Raw genomic sequence first — 19,168 nt, forward strand, 5'->3', positions numbered from 1 at the left:
TCGGCCGCCCCGTGATTGACTGACCGCATGCCGCTTGCGACCCGATTCCGACGTCTGCCGTTCGGCATGGGCTCCGTCGCCGCCGTGGGTGCTGCTGCCCTCGTAGTCACGGCGGGCCTGGTCCTCGGCCAGTCCTCCGACGATGCGAGCACCGGAGGGCACGGTGTGTTGGCCGAGTACTCGTCGGCACCGTCGACCGCGTGGACGCTCGACGATCAATCGCTGCCCGGACTGACCGGCGACGGCGACATCACGATCGCCGACACTTCCGGGGACGAGTGGCTCGTCTCGTACACGGCAGGGATCCGCCGCATGTACGTCCTCGTCGACGCGGACACCGGCGCACAGCAATGGGATGAGCCGGTCAACGCCGGTTTCGGCGCGTGTGCGTTCGACGACTCCGGCGAGATCGGCTGTTCGGTACGAACTCGGACCGACGGCCCCGAGAACGGCTTGTTCGTCGTCGACCGTGAGAACGGCAGCATGGAACTGACGTCCAGCGGTTCCGATACCGCCGAATTGGTCGGGGTCGGCACCGACTTCGTGCACGTCAACGACAGCGGCTACCAGGTGTCCCTGCGGTCGTCGTCCGGCGACGAGCGCTGGAGTCGCACGTTCGCCGCGTCTGCGCGTCCACGCGTCGAGGACGGCGTCCTAACCGTCGCGACCGCAGACGGTGCACGATTCGTCATCGATCCGGAGACCGGCGAGGACATCGCCGCATGCCAGGACTGCGAGGTGACGACGTACCCGACCGGCGTCGTCGTCTCCCGCAGCCACGACGGCACGACGACGCTCGATTTCTATCGTGTGTCCGACGGCGTCGTCGCCCCGGCTCGCGTCTCGAGCGCCGACGGCCTGCAACTGGTCCCTGGCCCGTCGACTCTGCCGGTGGTCACGGCCGCAGGCGACACCGTCCTGCAGGCGCACGGCCGCTACCAGGTGATGGACCCCGCGACCGGCCACGCCGCCTGGGAGGTCTCGGACACCGAGTTGTCCAAAGCGCACACCCGCCCCTGCGGACCGCAGGTGTCCTTCGCCCTCAAGGACCGCTCGCGCGTCTTCTTCGCACTCGACAGCGGCGATCGGGTGGGCGAACTCGCCGAACCGGAGTTCGACCGGCCCGATTCGGACGTCGACATGCTCTCGTGTGTCGGCGCGTCCGAGGACGTCGCGGTCTTCGGGAACAGCAGCCAGCTGACCGCATTCCGTCCGTCGACGGGCGAGCAGGCGTGGACTCTGCCGATCAACGGCGAGGCGACCGACGTCGACGGACGGATCGTCCTGAGCCAAGGTTCGACACTGAGTGTCTTGAGCCCGAACTAGGGTGTCTTGAGCCCGAACTAGGGTGTCTTGAGCCCGAACTAGCCGAGCACGCGTCGGATCACGTCGACGAACGGCGTGCTCTCGACGCCCCGAAGGTCGGCGAGGTCCGTCGACGACGAGTCCAGTGCACCCTGTGCGGCTCCGCTGTCGGAGTCGGCCACGATCGCGGCCCCGCCCGCGGGCACACCGGCGGTGATCAACAACGCCTTGTAATCGGCGGCCGGAACGTCCCGGTAGCGAACCGACGTCCCGGCGACCTCGCTGAACGCGGCCGCGATGTCCGGGTACGTCAGATGCTGTGAGCCCGCGAGTTCGTAGACGCGCCCGGCGTCCGGGGCGAGGAGGACTGCCGCTGCCGCATCTGCGTAGTCGGCCCGGGCCGCGGGCGCCACGGTCGCGGTGCCCGCCGATCCGACGAATTCCCCGCCGTCGATCGCGGCCTGTGCAGACGCCGCATAGTTCTCCGAGTACCAGCCGTTACGCAGGACAGCGTGATCGACTCCGCTGTCGGCGAGGTACGCCTCGGTCTCGCGGTGCTCGTCGGCCAGGAGCAACGGCGACGTGTCGGCGTTGAGCAGACTCGTGTACGCGATGAAGGCGACGCCTGCCCGCTTAGCCGCGTCGACGACGTTCCGGTGCTGCGGTGACCTCTTCCCCACTTCCGGGCTCGACACCAGCAGCAGACGGTCGACGCCGTCCAGCGCGGCGTCCAGCGCGTCGGACTGCTCGTAGTCGGCGACGCGGACGACGACGCCGGCCTCAGTGAGAGCCGTCGCCTTCGCTTCGTCTCGGACGAATGCGACGATGTCGGACGGGGTGACGCCCCGCGCTGTGAGTGCGGCCACTGCGGCTCCGCCGAGTCCGCCGGTCGCTCCGGTCACTGCATACGTGGTCATGCGATTCTCCTTCGATCCGTCGACGCTGCCACTGACTGGAACGCCGGTACGAATTCATCGTGCACTTACTTAAAGTGCAGTGCAACTGCATACATTAGTACAGATGTTTCGGGAGGTATAAAATGGTGACCATGACAGCGACATCTGTACCCGACGACGTCGATCCGACGCTGGAGCCGGACGTCTTCTCGCGTGACTGCGCCTCACGACCGGTGTTGCAGAACGCGACGAGCCGGTGGGGACTCCTCGCCCTCGTGGCACTGGGCGACGGCGAGCTCCGATTCAACGCCCTGCGACGCCGTGTCGACGGCGTCAGCGAGCGGATGCTGTCGTCGACCCTCCAGTCGCTCGAACGCGACGGTTTCGTCAATCGCACAGTGCTGCAAGCGATCCCGCCGCGCGTCGAGTACTCGTTGACCGATCTCGGAGCCGAGGTGGCAGATCGCCTGGCAGGCCTGATCGAACTCGTCGAAGGCAGGCTACCCGAGGTGCGGAAGGCCCAAGACGACTACGACGCTCGTTAGCGTTCCAGGAAGGCCCGCAGAGCCTTTGAGTACATGGCGACATCGTCGACGCCCATCAGCTCACGGCAGCTGTGCATCGCCAGCTGCGGGGCGCCCACGTCGACGGTCAGCAGCCCGGTGCGCGTCGCGGTCAGCGGACCGATCGTCGACCCGCACGGCAGATCGGCACGGTGCACGTAGCGCTGCAGCGGAACGTCGGCATCCCGGCAGGCCATCGCGAACTCGGCCTCGCCGGTCGCGTCGGATGCGTAGCGCAGATTCTGATTCACCTTGAGGACCGGCCCCCCGCCGACCGCGATCTGGTGTCCATGCTCGTGACGGTCCGGATAGTTGGGGTGGGTGGCGTGCGCCATGTCGCCGGACGCACAGACGCTGGCCGCCATCGCCTGAAGGAATTCGTCGCGGCCGCCGCCGTTCGCGGCGACGAGCCGTTCCAGCACGGTGACGAGGAAGTCGCTTGACGCTCCCCGCTCGGAGCCGGACCCGACCTCTTCGTGGTCGAACAGCGCGAGGACGGCGACGCTTCGGCCCGGCTGTGCGTCCAGGAGCGCACGGAGCCCCGCGTAGCAGGTGCCCTGGTTGTCCAACCGCGGCGCGCTGAGGAACTCGCTGCCGCCGCCTACGATGCGCGACGGCGTGACGTCGTGCGCCATCAGTTCCCATCCGAGGATCGCTGCGGGGTCAATGCCTGCCCGTTCGGCGACGACGTCGACGATGGAGGCATTCTCGTCGAGGCTCCATAGAGCGTCGACGTGCCGTTGCGGGTCGAGGTGCACGCCCTTGCGGTCCTCGGACAGGTGGATCGCCAGTTGCGGTACGCGCAGGATCGGATCGTCGATCCGCACCGAGGCGTGCGCGACGGATGAGCCGTCGGCGTACGCGAGCCGACCGGACAGCCCGAGGTCGCGGTCGAGCCACGAGTTCAGCCAGGCACCGCCGTAGGGTTCCAATGCGACGGTCGACAGCCCCGCGGCCCGCCGGTCCGGATACTGCTTGAGGCGCAGGTTGGGGCTGTCGGTGTGCCCGCCGATGATGCGGAACGGCACCCGTGTGGGAGTCGCAACGGTATCGAGGACCGCGGCGTCCCACGCGAGGATTGACCCTCCGCGCACGACATATCCTCGTCGGACGTCGGCGGGCCACGGCTGCGCCTCGAACACCTGGGTATAGTCCGCGGCGTCGAGGGACTCCGCGACACTCGCGCACACGTGGAACGGCGAAGGCGAGGCGTCGACGAACCCGCCGAGGCCGACTGCTGTCGCTGTCGTGTCCATAGCTCTGTCCGACTGCCTCAGACGGCGGCCATGACGGCGTCGAGCGCCGAGTAGAACAGGCCGAGGCCGTCGTCGGACGGGCCGGTGAGTGCCTCGACCGAGTGTTCCGGATGCGGCATCAGGCCGACGACACGGCCGTTGGCGCTGGCGATCCCAGCGATGTCGAGTTGGGAGCCGTTCGGGTTGTCGCCCGCGTAGGTGAACACGATGCGGCCGTCGCCCTGCAGTTCCTTGAGCGTCTCGTCGGACGCGACGTAGCGCCCCTCGCCCGACTTGAGCGGGATCAGGATCTCGGCACCCGGCTCGTAGCGGCTGGTCCAGGCCGTGACATTCGACTCGACGCGCAGCCACTGGTCGCGGCACACGAAATGCAGTCCCTGATTGCGGGTCAGCGCCCCGGGTAGCAGCCCGGCTTCGCACAGGATCTGAAAGCCGTTGCAGATGCCCAGGACCGGCATCCCCGTGGCGGCCGCCGAGACCACTTCGCCCATCACGGGCGCGAACTTGGCGATGGCACCGGTCCGCAGGTAGTCGCCGTACGAGAAGCCGCCAGGGACGACGACGGCGTCGACACTCTTCAGGGCGGGGTCGCCGTGCCACAGATCGACGGCTTCGCCGCCCGCGAGACGGATGGCACGGGCAGCGTCGACGTCGTCGAGCGTGCCGGGAAAGGTGATGACTCCGATGCGTGCGGTCATCTGGTGATCACTCCGCCACTCGAGAGACGGCGAACCCCTCGATGACCGTGTTGGTCAGGAGGTCTTCGGCGATGCGCTCGAGATCGGCGTCGCTGACCGAATCGTCGACCTCCAACTCGAATCGCTTGCCCTGCCGGACGTCTGCGACGCCGGTGAATCCGAGACGCCCCAGCGCGCCGACGATCGCCTGCCCCTGGGGATCCAGAATCTCGGCCTTCGGCATGACATCGACCACTACACGTGCCATCAGGCAACCGCTCCTTCGGTGAGAAAGTCGTACGGCGGTATCGTACCCGGCTCTCAGAGAGCGGCTTCGATCGCCGAGACCACTTCGGGTGCGTCGGGTTCTGTGCGCGGCCGGAATCGGGCGACGGCCTCACCGTCGGACGAGACGAGGAACTTCTCGAAGTTCCACGCGATGTCGCCCGCCTCGCCGTCGGCATCCGGGGTCTGCGTCAGAGCCGTGTACAGCGGATGACGGTCGTCGCCGTTCACGTCGGCCTTCTCCAAGAGCGGGAAACTGACGCCGTATGTGGTGGAGCAGAAGGTCGCGATCTCGTCGGCGGTTCCCGGCTCTTGCCCCATGAATTGGTTGCACGGCATGCCCACGACCGTCAGCCCCTTGGGTCCGTAAGTCTTCTGCAACTGCTCGAGTGCCGTGTACTGCGGGGTGAGCCCGCACTTGGAGGCGACGTTGACCACGAGCAGCGGACCGGTCAGGTCGCCGAGGTTCAGCGGCGAGCCGTCGAGTGCGTTCACGGGGATGGACTTGATGTTCGAGTGACTCATGCCCCACAGCTTAATCATCGGTGAGCAACCTCACGACTGGTTGTGTTGCGGCAACAGTTGCGTCGCCGTAAGTTGTTGACGTGCCTTCTACCGCTGTCGCCGACGAATCAGTCACCGCAACCTGTGCTGTGCTGTTCCGTTTCCTCGACACACTCGCGTGTCAACAGAGCGCCCACACTGCAGATTCGCTCGCAGCGGTCGACATGCCGCTCTCGCATCTGCGAATGCTCTTCACACTGGGGCGCGAGGACGAAGCGGTCTCGGTGAACACACTGGCCGACGCAGTGGGCCTCTCGCTCGCGGCCGCGGGTCGCGGTGCCGATCGGCTAGTCGGTCTCGAGCTCGTCGATCGCCGGGAAGATCCGGATGATCGCCGAGTGAAGCGACTCTCACTCACCGAGAAGGGGCGCACGCTGCTGGCCGAACAGTTCACGCAGCATTCCGACGATCTCGCCGACGTGATCACCAAATTGCCAGAGCAGCTGCGGAACACCTTGCGCAGCACTCTGTCTGACGTTCTCACCCACCTCTCATCAGAGAAAGTGACCTCATGACTTCATCCGTCTCGGCCCCTGCGCCGGACAAACTCGGCCGCGATGTATTCATCGTCGCCGGTGTGGTCGTCCTCGGTGCGATCATGTCGATCCTCGACGTGACCGTCGTCGGCGTCGCACAGAACACCTTCGCGCAGGAGTTCTCGTCGACACCCGCCAGCGTGGCGTGGTCGATGACCGGCTACACGCTGGCCCTGGCCGCCGTGATTCCGATTGCGAGTTGGGCGGCCTCCCGGTTCGGCACGCGCAACGTCTATCTCGCCTCCCTCGTCCTGTTCCTGATCGGGTCGATCCTGTGCGCATTGGCCACGAGCATCGGCACCCTGGTCACATTCCGTGTCATCCAGGGTCTCGGTGGTGGTCTCCTCATGCCCATCGGCATGATGATCATGACCAAGGCGGCCGGCCCGGCTCGCGTCGGCTCCGTCATGGCAGTCCTCGGTATCCCGATGCTCCTCGGCCCGATCGCGGGCCCGATCCTCGGCGGATGGCTGATCGAGATCGCCTCGTGGCACTGGGTCTTCCTGATCAACATCCCGATCGGCCTCATCGCCATCGTCTACGCCTGGTTCGTGCTGCCCACCGACAAGGACAAGATCCGCCCGTCGATCGACGGCATCGGTCTACTCCTCCTGTCGCCGGGTCTCGCCCTGTTCCTGTTCGGCGTCTCCTCGAGTGCCGAGGAGTCGACGTTCAACGCCCCCAAGGTGTACCTCCCGATGATCATCGGCGCCCTGCTCATCATCGGCTTCGTCTTCCACGCCATGCGTACCAAGACGCCGCTGCTCGACCTGCGCCTGTTCAAGAACCGGACTCTCATGGTCTCGGTGATCACCATGGTCACGTTCATGATCGCGTTCTTCGGATCGTCGCTCCTGTACCCGCAGTACTTCATCGGTGTCCGCGGCGAGACCACGCTCATCGCGGGTCTGCTGCTGGCCCCGCAGGGCATCGGCGCCATGTTGACCATGCCGATCGCAGGCAAGATGACCGACAAGATGGGCCCGGGCAAGTTCGTCCTCGGTGGCCTGGTGCTGCTCGTCATCGGTGTCGGCGCGTTTGTCTTCCTCGGACCGGACACCTCGTACCTGTACCTGTGCGCCGCATTGTTCGTGCAGGGTCTCGGTATGGGCATGACGATGATGCCGATCATGTCGGCCGCTCTGGCCACCCTGAAGCCCGAGCAGGTCAACGACGGCTCGACCCTGGTGAACGTCGTCCAGCAGACCTCGTCGTCGATCGGTTCCGCCGTCATCACGGTGATCTACACCGGGCTACTGAGCGCGGGCGCCACCCTGGCCATCGGATCCAACGTCGCACCCGACATGGTGCCCGCCAACGTTCCGCAGGGTGTCCTCGACCTCGGGTTCGACGACGCGGCGTCGGCGTTCGCCACCACGTTCATCGTCAGTACGGTGCTGGTCGCGTTGACGATCATCCCCGCGCTCTTCCTACCCCGTAAGAAGATCGCTCAGACTGAGGACGCCGAGGCAGTACCTGTCCTGGCACACTGACAACGCCTGAGATCACATCGACTGTGCCCCGCTGCCGACAGCAGCGGGGCACAGTTGTACGCAGCTACGGCGTCACCGCTCCGGACTCACGGAGGATCCACGCCAGCTCGTACGCCGTCTCCTCCCACTGCTTGTACCGACCGCTCACACCGCCGTGACCTGCCGACATCTCCGTCTTGAGCAGGACAGGACGACCCGACGTCGTCGATTCCTGCAGCCGTGCAACCCATTTGGCCGCCTCGGTGAAGAGCACCCTGGTGTCGTTGAGCGATGCGAGAGCCAGAATCGCCGGGTAGTCGCGCGGGGCGACATTCTCGTACGGCGAGTACGACTTCATGTACTCGTACACGTTCGGGTCGTGGTAGGGATCGCCCCACTCGTCCCATTCGGTCACGGTCAACGGCAGGCTCGGATCGAGCATCGAGGTGAGGGCATCGACGAACGGGACCGCTGCCAACACGCCGCGGAACAGGTCCGGAGCCATATTCGCGACCGCGCCCATCAGGAGGCCGCCCGCTGAGCCGCCGTCGGCGATCAACTGCTGCGGCGATGTGCGTCCGGTGTCGACGAGGTGCCTGGCGACGGCGATGTAATCGGTGAACGTGTTGCGCTTGTGCATGAGTCGACCGCCCTCGTACCACGGGCGACCGAGTTCACCGCCACCGCGGACATGCGCGTACGCCATGACGACTCCGCGGTCGAGGAGAGACAGTCGGGACACCGCGAAACCCGGGTCGATCGGGGTCTCGTACGCGCCGTAGCCGACGAGCAGAACGGGTGCCGGACCGTCGGGTAGGTCGCGTCGCCGCACCAACGAGACCGGGACACGGGTACCGTCCTCGGCGGTCGCCCAGTCGCGGGTCGCCACGTATTCGGACGGGTCGTAGTCGCCGAGCACCGTCTGACGACGAAGCAACGTCCGCTCGCCGGTCGCGACATCGAGGTCGAGCGCCTCCACGGGGTCGACGAAACTGGTGTAGACGATCCGCAGACGCGGCGTTCCCCATTCGGGGTTGGATCCAAGACCCGCTGAGCACAGATCCTGGTCGAATCGCACGTCGACGAAGTCCTCGATCGTCGGGACACCGTGCACGGCACGTAGATCCGCGACGGCCAGCTTGGGCAATGCGTCCGATCGGTACGAGAGCACCAGGTAGTCACGGAAGCTGTCGATGTCCTCGATGCGACGGGCCGGATCGTGTGGAATGAACGGTCGGCGCGCGGCGACGTCGTCGACGGGAGCGATGTCCACCGCGTAGTTGACGGCCTTGGCGCCGTCCACCTCCCCGTTGTGGACGATCAGGAAATAGTCCTCGCCGTCGATGCGCGCGTGGTCTACGCCGTACTCGGTGCCGGGGGTTCGGCCCGCGACGGAGACGAATTCGCCGGTCGGGTCGTCGGCCGACAGCACGAACATCTCCGACGTCAGCTTCGAATCGGCCCCGATCAACAGGTATTCGTCGCTCGGCGTCGATCCGACGCCCACCCAGAAGTGCTCGTCGGGCTCGTGAAACACCTTCACGTCGTCGACGCCTGCGCCGACCTCGTGACGCCACACAGTGTCCGGACGCCAGGCGTCGTCGACGGTGAGGTAGAAGACGAACCGGCCGTCTTTGGACCAGGTGGCCCCGCCCGCGGTGTCACGGACCTCGCCCGGCAGGTCGACGCCGGTCCCGAGGTCCCGGAATCGCAGCGTGTACCGCTCGTCGCCTTCGGTGTCGACGCTGTATGCGAGCCGAGCGCCGTCGTGCGACACCGACAGTGCGCCCATGCTGAAGAACTCGGTGCCCGCCGCTTCGCGATTGGCGTCGAAGAACACTTCCTCGCCCGGCAGCGCCGCGTCGACGGACACCTCCGGCGGCGTCCAGTCGTCGCCGCCACGGATCGGACACCGGCAGTACTTGGCGTAACTCTGCCCCTCGGTGGTGCGCGCGAAGTACCAATAGCCTTCGCTGCGCGTCGGCAGTCCCATGTCGGTCTCTTGGGTGCGGGCCTTGATCTCGCCGAAGATGGCGGCCCGAAGGTCAGCGAGATCGGCGGTCTGCGCTTCGGTGTGCGCGTTCTGGCCGTCAAGGTAGGCGATCACCTCGGGATCGGCCTTATCGCGCAACCACTCGTAATCGTCGACGAACACGTCGCCGTGGTGCACGCGCTCGGAGCGGACCTTCTTCGCCACCGGTGCGGCCGACATCAGAGACGATCCGCCCAGTCGGCGAAACGCAGTTGCGAGATGCGTTCGTACGCTTCGATATAGCGCTCTCTGGTGCGTTCGACGACGTCGTCCGGAAGGGCGGGCGGCTGCTGCTCAGACGCCTTGTCCCACCCGGAGTCACCACTGGTGAGCCAATCGCGGACGATCTGCTTGTCGAAACTGGGCTGCACCCGCCCCGGCGTGTACGCCTGCGCGTCCCAGTATCGGGAGGAGTCGGGGGTCAGGACCTCGTCGGCGAGGACGAGTGACCCGTCGGCTGCCTGACCGAACTCGAACTTGGTGTCGGCCAGGATGATTCCCCGGTCGGCAGCGAGCGCGGCACCGCGTCCGTAGATGTCGAGTGTCGCGTGTCGCAACGCCTGCGCGAGGTCGTCGCCGACGGTTGCCGCGACCCGTTCGAACGAGACGTTCTCGTCGTGGTCTCCCACTGCGGCCTTCGTCGCCGGGGTGAAGATCGGCTCCGGCAGCTTGTCCGACTCCCCGAGACCGTCCGGTAGCGCGACCCCGCACACCGAACCGGTTTCGCGGTAGTCCACGAGACCGGAGCCGGTGAGGTAGCCGCGCGCCACACACTCGACCGGCACCATCGGCAGCTTCGTCACGACCATCGACCGCCCGACGAGTTCGGCGGGGATCCGCTCGTCGTCGGGGCCACCCGCCAGGTGGTTGCGCACCCCGAGCGCCTCGAACCAGAAGAAGCTGGCCGCCGTCAAGATCCGCCCCTTGTCGGGGATCGGCGTCGACAAGACGAAGTCGTAGGCGGAGATCCGGTCAGAGGTGACCAACAACAGGGTCTGCTCGTCGATTTCGTAGATGTCGCGGACCTTACCGGACGCGATGTGTCGGTAGGACTCGAGTGCTGGACGCATGGAGTGGGTGAACCTTACGGGTCGGTCTTCGTGGAGATGAGTCGAGGCGGCTTGAGTTCGCCTCAGAGGATCGGGGCCGGCGTGTACGCTGCGGCGTCCGGGTATGCGTCCGTCCATCGCTGCGCCTGCCGCACGACGGAGGCGACCTGGGCTTCGGCAGCGCCGGAGAACGCCGACTTGTCGGCGATCAGTGCGTCGAGCTGTGCCCGATCGAGCGGGATGCGGCTGTCGGCGGCGAGCCGGTCGAGTAGATCCGGCTCGCGTCCCTCCTCACGCATGGCGAGCGCGACAGCGACAGCGTTCTCCTTGATCGCCTCGTGCGCGCTCTCTCGACCGACACCCGCGCGCACCGACGCCATCAGTACCTTGGTCGTGGCGAGGAACGGCAGGTAGCGGTCGAGCTCGTTGGCGATGACGGCCGGGTAAGCCCCGAATTCGGCGAGGACCGTCAGGAACGTCTCGATGAGACCGTCGATCGCGAAGAAGGCGTCCGGCAGCGCGACGCGGCGCACCACCGAGCAGAACACGTCGCCCTCGTTCCACTGTGCGCCTGCGAGCTCACCGGTCATCGACGCGTAGCCGCGCAGGATCACCGCCAGTCCGTTGACGCGTTCACAGCTGCGAGTGTTCATCTTGTGCGGCATCGCCGAGCTGCCGACCTGTCCCGGCTGGAAACCTTCGGTGACCAGCTCATGGCCAGCCATCAGACGAATCGTGGTCGCCAGCGATGACGGGCCTGCCGCGACCTGGACGAGCGCAGAGACGACATCGTAATCGAGCGAGCGCGGGTACACCTGACCCACGGAGGTCAGCGCGTTGGAGAAGCCGAGATGTTCGGCGACTGCGCCTTCGAGTCGGTCGAGTCGGTCAGCGTCACCGTCGAGGAGGTCCAGCATGTCCTGACTGGTGCCCATCGGGCCCTTGATCCCGCGGAGCGGGTAGCGGGCGATCAACTCGTCGACACGGGTCAGGGCGATCATCAACTCGTCGGCCGCGGACGCGAATCGCTTTCCGAGGGTCGTCGACTGAGCGGCGACGTTGTGGCTGCGGCCGGCCATGACGACGGTCGCGTACGTGGCTGCGCGCTCGGTGATGCGGGCGAGCACCGCGACACCGTGGGCGCGAACGTGCTGCAGCGACAGGAGTACCTGGAGTTGCTCGACATTCTCGGTGAGGTCCCGGCTGGTCATGCCCTTGTGAATGTGTTCGTGGCCCGCGAGAGCGTTGAACTCCTCGATCCGCGCCTTAACGTCGTGGCGGGTGACGCGCTCGCGGTCTGCGATCGACCCGAGGTCGATCTGGTCCACGACCTTCTCGTAATCGGCGATCGCCTCCGCGGGGACGTCGATCCCGAGATCGCACTGCGCCTTCATCACCGCGATCCAGAGCTGTCGCTCCAACGCGATCTTGTGCTGCGGCGACCATATCCGCGCGAGATCTGCGGACGCGTACCGATTGGCGAGGACATTACTGATAGCAGGTTTTCCCACGTGGTGCAGTCTAGTGCCGGTGCATCGTGGGAGCGAAAATCGCGTATCCTGGAGGCCATGTGTTACCCCGTCACCTGCAAGACCTGCGGCAAGACCACGTGGGACGGCTGCGGCGCCCATATCGACGAGGTCATGATGCCGCTACCGCAGGACCAGCGCTGCACCTGCCCTCGCTGACGAGTGAGGACGTCACCGGAAACCGCCGCGCGGGCGGTCTCCCGTCGCACCCTCCTGGTGGGCGGAACCGGCCTGGCCGCCGGTCTGGCCGGGTTCGGGCTGGCGGCGTGTGCGCAGAACGATGCGCTGACCCCGGAGGGCGCGGCACACACCGGGGCGGACGACGAACTGGCCATCGAGACGACGCCGCCGAACATCCCCGACGATCCGCCGGTGATCACCGGAGAATTCGTATCCGCGAAGATGGCCGGACGCCCCACCCGATGGGCGATGGCTCGGCCCCGCGGCGTGACCGGCGAACTGCCGGTCGTCGTCGTCGCGCACGCGTTGAACACCAATGAGAAGTCCATCTTCGGCGAGGCGTTGAACATCCAAGGCGTCGTCCAGCGGCACGTCGACGCAGGGAACCCGCCGTTCGCGGTCGCGTCAGTAGGCGTGGGCCGCAACTACTACCATCAGCGAACCGACGGAACCGACGGCGCCGCGATGATCATCGACGAATTCATTCCGATGCTCGAGAAGAATCCGGAACTCGATCTGCGGACCGATAAAGTCGGGCTGTTCGGCTGGTCGATGGGCGGCTACGGGGCGCTGCGAATCGGCGCAATACTCGGTCCTCAACGGGTAGCGGCGATCGCCGTCAGCTCCCCCGCGCTGTGGGCCGATCCCACTGCGTTCCCGCCGCGCGCCTTCGACTCCCAAGCTGACTACCAGTCGAACTCGATGTTCGGTCAGCAGCACGTCTTCGCAAACATCCCGCTGATGATCAGCGTCGGAACATCGGATCAGTTCTACCTATACACCCGCCAATGGGCGGCGCACCTGCACCCACCCGCGGCGTTCGCGACGGGGCCCGGCGGGCACACCACTCGCTATTGGCGTTCGGTCATGGCCGACCAAGTGGCGTTTCTGGGTCGGGAACTGGCGGCCTGACGGCCCTGCCTCGACGGCCACCTCACGCACGCTCAACCTGCGGGAATACTGATCCGACCCGCTTGCGCCGCCGCACCGATGTCGGTGCGGAAATGCGAACCGGCCAAGCTCACCGAGTCCAGACGATCGTATGCCTGGGCCCGAGCCCGCGCGAGGTCGGCGCCACGTCCGACGACCGACAGCACACGGCCGCCCGAGGAGATGACGTCGCCCGCATCGTTCCAGGCGGTGCCCGCATGCAGGACACCATCGGCCTCGTGACCGGAAATGACGTCACCGGTACGCGGCGCACCCGGATAGTTCTCCGCCGCCAGGACCACGACAACAGCGCTGCCCTCGAACCAACGCAGGGACTCGAGTTCGGCAAGCGTCCCGTTCGCGACCGCGCCGAGCACCTCCCCGAGCGGAGTCTCCAGCAGGTCGAGGACGGCCTGGGTCTCGGGATCGCCGAAGCGGCAATTGAATTCGACTACGGACGGCCCGTCGGGGCCGATCGCCAGCCCCGCATACAGCAGGCCTGAGAAACCGGCACCGCGGGCAACCATCTCAGTCGCAACCGGCGCGACTACCTCGTCGACGATCCGGTCGACCATGCCATCGGGCAACCACGGCAACGGCGCGTACGCGCCCATGCCGCCGGTGTTCGGCCCCTCGTCGCCGTCGCCGACGCGCTTGTGGTCCTGGGCGGGAAGGAGCGGAACGACGGTCTCACCGTCGACGAGACAGAACAGCGACACTTCGGGTCCGACGAGGAAGCTCTCCAGCAGTACCGGGTTCCCGCCCTCGATGACGGCCACCGCGTGCGCGCGGGCCTCGTCACGGTCCGAGGTGACCACGACCCCCTTGCCCGCCGCGAGTCCGTCGTCCTTGACGACCCAGGTGGGTCCGAAGCGGTCGAGAGCCGCGTCGACGTCGGCGATAGCGGTGACGCTCTCGGCACGCGCCGTCGCGACTCCGGCCGAGGCCATGACGTCCTTGGCGAACGCCTTGGAGCCCTCGATCTGGGCGGCGGTCGCGCTCGGACCGAAAACGGCGATGCCCGCGTCGCGCAGCGCGTCCGCGACCCCATGCACCAGCGGGACCTCGGGCCCGATCACGACGAGGTCTGCGCCGATCTCGCGGGCAAGAGCCACGACGGCGTCCCCGGATTTCGCGTCGACGGAATGGTTCCTCGCGAGCGTCGCGGTCCCGGCGTTGCCCGGAGCCGCATGGAGTTCCGTCACCGACGGGTCACGGTCGAGACCGAGGAGAAGGGCGTGTTCGCGGCCGCCCGAGCCGATCACCAGTACGCGCACGTGTCACAGCGTAGCGGGTTCGAACTTGGTGCTGAATTCGATGACGAGGGTCGGCAGGACCGGAGCCAGTGATCCAATAACGACCCCGATCAGGAGCGGCACACCGACAGCGACCGACACGATCGCGACGATGATCGGTACGAGTGCGGCTGCGATGAGGACCACCTCCATGCCGGAGGACCCAGCGAGGTAGTAATGCGCGAGGATCACGCCGACGGTGAAGATCGCCAGCGGAATCGCCGCTGCCAGCATCACTGTCAACTCGGAGTCGTGGGTCTCGCCCGCTATCCACTTCGCGATCAGATCCATACCCGCCCCGACCGCGGCACACGCGATGAATACCGGGATCATCCCGTAGCCCCACGGGAAACAGCGGCCGCGGTTCTCGGCGAGCGCTTCGCCGTTCGGCATCACCGAGTACAGCCACCACATCGCAAAGGTGACACCGAGCGCCGTCGCACCGAGCACGGCGGTCTGCAGCGTCCACCCGGTCAGACCGATCTCCGCTTGTAGGACGGCGACGGTGCCGACGACACCCTCACCGAGCGTGATAACGATGAGCGTCGAGTACCGCTCAGTGATGTGGAACGGATTCCACGGTGTACTGGCAATTCTCGTCTCCGCGAACAACGGCCCGAGGAACTCGACCACGGCACAGGCCGCGATCGCGATCAGCGTCGTGGTCAGTCCCATCGGCGCGAGTGCGACGACAGTCCAACCCGCCTGGGCGGCGATGCACGCCACCGCATACGTCAGACAGGTCGACCGGTACCGCGTCGACTGACTGGCGGCGCGCAGCCACTGCGGGATCAACCCGATCCGCATCACCATGTATCCGAAGACGATGACTTTCAGATCCACGTGAGCGTGAGCCTCGATCGACGCGAACACCGGCGGGACGCCGACTGCCATCACCGAGACACCGACCATCTGGACGAGCACCGACAGACGAAACCACGGATCGTCCGTGTCGAACGCCGACGCGAACCAGGCGAAGTTGATCCACGCCCATATCGCGCTGAACGAGACGAGGACGTAGCCGACGACGGCGGCGAAGACCTTCCCCTCAGCCAAGTAGTCCGCGAGTTGGACCCCGGCCACCGAGAACAGGACGACGAAGATCAGGTCGTAGAAGACCTCGAGCCCACTCCCGGCCCGCTCGCCTTCGTCGGGGTCTCGCCCCGCCATCCGCCGCAATTGAGTTCGCACAGGCACGTGGTCAGGCTAGTACCTCCGCACGCTAGCCGCCGCTCAGGTCGTACAGAGTCACGTCGTCGATCGTGGTGGAGGTGAAGTTGGCCTCCACCCACTGTTTGATCTGGGCCGACGTCCCGTCCGAATCACTGGAGCCGCCGAATCCTCCGCCACTGCCACCGATGAAGTAGTGGATCGCCCGGTCCGCGACGAGCTGCTTGAACTCGGCCAGTGTCGGCGACGGGTCGGTTCCGTTGAAGCCACCGATCGGCATCACCGAGTAGCCGGTCGCGATCTGGTAGCCGGACGCCTCATTGGAGCCGACTGCCGCGGCCACCCACGTGAAATCGTCGGCGTCCGTCCGCAGGGTCGCGGTGAGTCGCTCACTCGGCTCCGAGCTGTTGAGCAGCCCACCACCGGGCCCCTTCATCTCGCCGAACGGCATCGGGGACATCTGTCCCGGAGGTCGCATGCCGTGGCGGCCACCGGGGCCACCACCTCGTCCACCCGGTCCGCCGCCATGTCCACCGGGCCCGCCGTGACCACCCGGACCCATTCCGCTGCTCGGACCGGCGCTGACGATCGAGCCCTGCGTCCCGGCGGCAATCGTGTCGATCGTGTACGCGGTGGGTCCGGCCAATCCGGCGAGGATCGCGCCGGTCCCAGCCGCCGCGGCGACGCGGCGCTGCCACGACTTGCCGCCTGTAACGAGGAGTGCTGCGCCCGCAGCGATGCCGAGGACCAGGACCGACCAGCGCAACCACGGCACGAAGTCGGCCGAACGCGCCAGCAGCGCGAAGCCCCAACCTGCCGTCGCCCACGTCCCGCCTGCGAGAGTGAGGCGGATCCACAATTGCTCGCGATACGGCCAGAGCACGGCGACGGACGCCGCAAGGACTGCCGCGATCGCAGGCGCCAGTGCCGCCGTGTAATAGCTGTGGAAGATTCCCGCCATGAAGCTGAAGGTGCCTGCCACCGACACCAGCCAGCCCGCGAAGAGGAGTAGGTAGGTGCGCCGCCGGTCTGTACGCGGCGCGCGACCGATGACGACGATCGCCGCGATGAAGGTGATGACCGCCGCCGGGATCAGCCAAGCGATCTGACCGCCCTGCTCGGCGTCGAACATGCGCCAGAATCCGGTCTGGCCCCACATGCCGCCGCCGGGGCCGCCTCCTGGACCGCCACCGAAGCCGCCGGGACCCTCGCCCATCCCCCCACCGGGGACGACGCTGCCCTCCTCGTTGCCGGAGAGTCGGCCAAGTCCGTTGTATCCGAAGGTCAGTTCGAGAATCGAATTGTTCTGGGAGCCACCGATGTACGGACGGCTCGATGCCGGCCAGAGCGTGACGGCGAGGACCCACCAACCGGCACCGACCACGAGCGAGACCAATGCTGCGAGAAGGTGCCCCGCGCGGCGTAGCCACGTGCCGGGCGCGGCCACGAAGTACACGATGACCATCGCGGGGACGATCAACATCACTTCGAGCTGCTTCGCAAGGAAGCCGAAGCCGACAGCGACGCCCGCGGCGATCATCCAGCGCAGACGACCGGTCTCGGTCGCCTTCAGAAGCGCGCCACACGCGGCGATCATCAACAGGATCAGGAGTGCTTCGGGGTTGTCGAAGCGGAACATCAGCGCGGCGACGGGAGTCAGCGCGAGCACCACGCCTGCTCCGATTCCCGCCCAATGCCCGAAGATCCGACGGGTGATCAGGTAGAGCAGGAACACCGACGCGACGCCCATCAGGACCTCGGGGACCAGGACCGTCCACGAGTTCAATCCGAAGGCGCGCACCACAAGGCCCGGAATCCACAGGGAGGCAGGCGGTTTGTCAACGGTGATCGAGTTCGCCATGTCGGACGATCCGAAGAACCAGGCCTTCCACGACTGAGAACCCGCTTGGATCGCGGCTGTGTAGAACGAGTTCGCCCACCCGTTGGCCGACAGGTTCCACAGGTAGAGGACGGCAGTGCCGACGAGGAGCGCAGCGAGCGATGCCCGGGTGACCGTAGTCGACGGTGATTCAGTCGACGGTGATTCAGTCGACGGTGATCCACCTGATGTTCGATCAGTGGAGACGTCGTCGCTCATGCGGATTCGCCTTCGGCCGATCGCGCTCGAGTTGAGAACAGGGTGCGCAGCCCGACGAAGCGGGTCGCGGTCGCAACGAGGTTCGCGACCACCAACACTGCGAGTTCGGCGATACGCCCCGCATCGGGCGCGAAGCTGTGCAGACAGACGAGGGCCATCGCGGTGACCGCCCACCCGAACCCGAAGACGCACAATCCGACGAACTGGTCGCGGAGTACACGGTCGGAGCCACGGATACCGAACGTGAATCGACGGTTCACCGCGGTGTTCGCGATCGCAGTGAGGGCGAGTGCCGCGAAGTTCGCGGCTTGTGCCCCGAGGACCGAGTGCAACAGCAGGTACAGCAGCGCGTAGGCGATGGTCGACGCGACGCCCACGGCGCAGAAGCGGACGACCTGTCCGACCATTCCGTGGGGCACGCCGTCGACCTGCGGCCCGGGACGACGGTCTCGTCCGAGAGTGGCGCGCAGCTGCGCGATCGGCAAGGTGCCCCGCGCGAACGCCCACGCGACACGAGCGCACCCGCGGAGGTCGGCGACGGCCGTCGCGACGATGTCCACCGAACTGTCCGGGTCGTCGGTCCAGTCGACGGGCACTTCCGCAATTCGCAGGCCGATGCGTTCGGCGAGCACCAGCAGTTCGGTGTCGAAGAACCAACCGGTGTCCTTGACATACGGGAGAATGCGGCGAGCGACGTCGGTCCGCATCGCTTTGAAGCCGCACTGGGCGTCGGAGAAGTGTGCGTGCATCGTGGTGCGCAGTAGCAGGTTGTAGCAACGCGAGATCATCTCTCGCTTCGGTCCGCGCACCACCCGCGACGAGCGCGAGAGCCGTGTCCCGATCGCGATGTCCGAGTGACCGGAGATGAGCGGAGCGATCAACGGCATCAGTGCGTTCAGGTCCGTCGACAGGTCGACGTCGCAGTAGGCGACGATCTCGGCGTCGCTCGTGCGCCAGACTCGGTTGAGGGCCCCGCCGCGACCCTTCTTCGAGAGTTGGACGACGCGGACGTCGTCGTACTCCGCTGCGAGGCGGCGCGCGATCGGGAGGGTGTCGTCGGTGCTCGCGTTGTCGGCGATCGTGACGCGCGAGGCATACGGCACGTGTGTGCTGAGATGGTCCCGGAGGCGCTCGACCGCCGTCTCCAGACCGTCCTCCTCGTTGTAGACCGGAACGACGATGTCGAGGACCGGCGGGCACGATTCCGCGGATTCGTCGACCTCGTCGGCTTGCTGAGGTTCGAGTGTTGTCGTCATGCCAGCAACTCTCGGCCGCCAACCTCCGGCCCCTCTGCGACTAACCTGTGAGCTTCCTGAGCCAATCCCGCCGCC

At 66.6% G+C, this 19,168-nt stretch carries 17 protein-coding genes; 5 read left to right on the forward strand and 12 right to left on the reverse strand.

What is annotated here, in order from left to right; all coding sequences use genetic code 11:
* Window positions 1–27: 27 nt before the first annotated feature.
* Entirely contained in the window at window positions 28–1,326 is a 1,299-nt protein-coding gene (locus ACTIMF_RS09120) for an outer membrane protein assembly factor BamB family protein (RefSeq protein WP_442349968.1), read from the forward strand.
* A gap of 38 nt (window positions 1,327–1,364) precedes the next feature.
* On the opposite strand, the gene ACTIMF_RS09125 is transcribed toward ACTIMF_RS09120, so the two are convergent.
* Window positions 1,365–2,222 (reverse strand): NmrA family NAD(P)-binding protein, encoded by an 858-nt coding sequence (locus ACTIMF_RS09125; protein ID WP_442349969.1) that lies wholly within the window; start codon window positions 2,220–2,222, stop codon window positions 1,365–1,367.
* A gap of 131 nt (window positions 2,223–2,353) precedes the next feature.
* Between ACTIMF_RS09125 and ACTIMF_RS09130 the strand changes: the two genes are divergently transcribed.
* Window positions 2,354–2,746 carry a winged helix-turn-helix transcriptional regulator gene (locus ACTIMF_RS09130; protein WP_442349970.1) on the forward strand — a complete coding sequence of 131 codons (393 nt, stop codon included), beginning with the start codon at window positions 2,354–2,356 and terminating at the stop codon, window positions 2,744–2,746.
* Here the strand turns inward: ACTIMF_RS09130 and ACTIMF_RS09135 are convergent.
* The 4 genes from ACTIMF_RS09135 to ACTIMF_RS09150 are packed head-to-tail and all read right to left on the reverse strand — an operon-like array spanning window position 2,743 to window position 5,507.
* The gene (locus ACTIMF_RS09135) at window positions 2,743–4,020 is read right to left on the reverse strand and encodes a M18 family aminopeptidase (protein WP_442349971.1); all 1,278 of its coding nucleotides are present in this window, start codon (window positions 4,018–4,020) and stop codon (window positions 2,743–2,745) included. The two genes, ACTIMF_RS09130 and ACTIMF_RS09135, sit on opposite strands and share 4 nt — an antisense overlap.
* 17 nt (window positions 4,021–4,037) lie before the next feature.
* Entirely contained in the window at window positions 4,038–4,718 is a 681-nt protein-coding gene (purQ, locus tag ACTIMF_RS09140) for a phosphoribosylformylglycinamidine synthase subunit PurQ (protein ID WP_442349972.1), read from the reverse strand.
* A gap of 7 nt (window positions 4,719–4,725) precedes the next feature.
* Entirely contained in the window at window positions 4,726–4,965 is a 240-nt protein-coding gene (gene purS, locus ACTIMF_RS09145) for a phosphoribosylformylglycinamidine synthase subunit PurS (RefSeq protein ID WP_442349973.1), read from the reverse strand.
* A gap of 53 nt (window positions 4,966–5,018) precedes the next feature.
* Complete coding sequence (locus ACTIMF_RS09150) at window positions 5,019–5,507, reverse strand: glutathione peroxidase (RefSeq protein WP_442349974.1); 489 nt, start codon at window positions 5,505–5,507, stop codon at window positions 5,019–5,021.
* Between the two features lie 80 nt (window positions 5,508–5,587).
* Between ACTIMF_RS09150 and ACTIMF_RS09155 the strand changes: the two genes are divergently transcribed.
* The gene (locus ACTIMF_RS09155; RefSeq protein ID WP_442349975.1) at window positions 5,588–6,061 is read left to right on the forward strand and encodes a MarR family winged helix-turn-helix transcriptional regulator; all 474 of its coding nucleotides are present in this window, start codon (window positions 5,588–5,590) and stop codon (window positions 6,059–6,061) included.
* Window positions 6,058–7,575: a DHA2 family efflux MFS transporter permease subunit gene (locus tag ACTIMF_RS09160; protein WP_442349976.1), complete on the forward strand. Its 1,518-nt coding sequence runs from the start codon at window positions 6,058–6,060 to the stop codon at window positions 7,573–7,575. The genes ACTIMF_RS09155 and ACTIMF_RS09160 overlap by 4 nt, the downstream gene beginning before the upstream one ends.
* Before the next feature lie 64 nt (window positions 7,576–7,639).
* Here ACTIMF_RS09160 and ACTIMF_RS09165 read toward each other — a convergent pair whose 3' ends face one another.
* The 3 genes from ACTIMF_RS09165 to purB all read right to left on the reverse strand — a co-directional run bounded on the left by ACTIMF_RS09165 (window position 7,640) and on the right by purB (window position 12,146).
* On the reverse strand, window positions 7,640–9,766 hold the full coding sequence (locus tag ACTIMF_RS09165) for a S9 family peptidase (RefSeq protein WP_442349977.1): 2,127 nt from the start codon (window positions 9,764–9,766) through the stop codon (window positions 7,640–7,642).
* Window positions 9,766–10,656 carry a phosphoribosylaminoimidazolesuccinocarboxamide synthase gene (locus ACTIMF_RS09170; RefSeq protein ID WP_442349978.1) on the reverse strand — a complete coding sequence of 297 codons (891 nt, stop codon included), beginning with the start codon at window positions 10,654–10,656 and terminating at the stop codon, window positions 9,766–9,768. Before ACTIMF_RS09170 ends, ACTIMF_RS09165 begins: the two co-directional genes overlap by 1 nt.
* Window positions 10,657–10,718: 62 nt before the next feature.
* The gene (gene purB, locus ACTIMF_RS09175; protein ID WP_442349979.1) at window positions 10,719–12,146 is read right to left on the reverse strand and encodes an adenylosuccinate lyase; all 1,428 of its coding nucleotides are present in this window, start codon (window positions 12,144–12,146) and stop codon (window positions 10,719–10,721) included.
* Window positions 12,147–12,326: 180 nt separating this feature from the next.
* On the opposite strand from purB, the gene ACTIMF_RS09180 reads away from it, so the two are divergent.
* Window positions 12,327–13,256, forward strand: a complete 930-nt coding sequence (locus ACTIMF_RS09180; RefSeq protein ID WP_442349980.1) for an alpha/beta hydrolase-fold protein — start codon at window positions 12,327–12,329, stop codon at window positions 13,254–13,256.
* A gap of 32 nt (window positions 13,257–13,288) precedes the next feature.
* Here the strand turns inward: ACTIMF_RS09180 and purD are convergent, their stop codons facing one another.
* From purD to ACTIMF_RS09200, 4 genes are read right to left on the reverse strand one after another with little or no spacing between them, the layout of a single operon-like run.
* Window positions 13,289–14,551: a phosphoribosylamine--glycine ligase gene (gene purD, locus ACTIMF_RS09185; RefSeq protein ID WP_442349981.1), complete on the reverse strand. Its 1,263-nt coding sequence runs from the start codon at window positions 14,549–14,551 to the stop codon at window positions 13,289–13,291.
* Between the two features lie 3 nt (window positions 14,552–14,554).
* Complete coding sequence (locus ACTIMF_RS09190) at window positions 14,555–15,766, reverse strand: low temperature requirement protein A (protein WP_442349982.1); 1,212 nt, start codon at window positions 15,764–15,766, stop codon at window positions 14,555–14,557.
* Window positions 15,767–15,791: 25 nt separating this feature from the next.
* Window positions 15,792–17,837 (reverse strand): ArnT family glycosyltransferase, encoded by a 2,046-nt coding sequence (locus ACTIMF_RS09195; protein ID WP_442349983.1) that lies wholly within the window; start codon window positions 17,835–17,837, stop codon window positions 15,792–15,794.
* Window positions 17,834–19,093: a glycosyltransferase gene (locus ACTIMF_RS09200; protein ID WP_442349984.1), complete on the reverse strand. Its 1,260-nt coding sequence runs from the start codon at window positions 19,091–19,093 to the stop codon at window positions 17,834–17,836. Before ACTIMF_RS09200 ends, ACTIMF_RS09195 begins: the two co-directional genes overlap by 4 nt.
* Window positions 19,094–19,168: the final 75 nt, after the last annotated feature.

The organism is Gordonia sp. (in: high G+C Gram-positive bacteria), assembly GCF_052106715.1.
GTDB lineage: Bacteria > Actinomycetota > Actinomycetes > Mycobacteriales > Mycobacteriaceae > Gordonia.

Bases quoted from the DNA above. Each gene is read 5' to 3' on its own strand.
- ACTIMF_RS09135 (WP_442349971.1), bottom strand. From the start codon at position 4,020: ATGGACACGACAGCGACAGCAGTCGGCCTCGGCGGGTTCGTCGACGCC.
- ACTIMF_RS09150 (WP_442349974.1), bottom strand. From the start codon at position 5,507: ATGAGTCACTCGAACATCAAGTCCATCCCCGTGAACGCACTCGACGGC.
- ACTIMF_RS09165 (WP_442349977.1), bottom strand. From the start codon at position 9,766: ATGTCGGCCGCACCGGTGGCGAAGAAGGTCCGCTCCGAGCGCGTGCAC.
- ACTIMF_RS09160 (WP_442349976.1), top strand. From the start codon at position 6,058: ATGACTTCATCCGTCTCGGCCCCTGCGCCGGACAAACTCGGCCGCGAT.
- ACTIMF_RS09120 (WP_442349968.1), top strand. From the start codon at position 28: ATGCCGCTTGCGACCCGATTCCGACGTCTGCCGTTCGGCATGGGCTCC.
- ACTIMF_RS09125 (WP_442349969.1), bottom strand. From the start codon at position 2,222: ATGACCACGTATGCAGTGACCGGAGCGACCGGCGGACTCGGCGGAGCC.
- purQ (WP_442349972.1), bottom strand. From the start codon at position 4,718: ATGACCGCACGCATCGGAGTCATCACCTTTCCCGGCACGCTCGACGAC.
- ACTIMF_RS09170 (WP_442349978.1), bottom strand. From the start codon at position 10,656: ATGCGTCCAGCACTCGAGTCCTACCGACACATCGCGTCCGGTAAGGTC.
- ACTIMF_RS09130 (WP_442349970.1), top strand. From the start codon at position 2,354: ATGACAGCGACATCTGTACCCGACGACGTCGATCCGACGCTGGAGCCG.
- purS (WP_442349973.1), bottom strand. From the start codon at position 4,965: ATGGCACGTGTAGTGGTCGATGTCATGCCGAAGGCCGAGATTCTGGAT.
- ACTIMF_RS09195 (WP_442349983.1), bottom strand. From the start codon at position 17,837: ATGAGCGACGACGTCTCCACTGATCGAACATCAGGTGGATCACCGTCG.
- ACTIMF_RS09200 (WP_442349984.1), bottom strand. From the start codon at position 19,093: ATGACGACAACACTCGAACCTCAGCAAGCCGACGAGGTCGACGAATCC.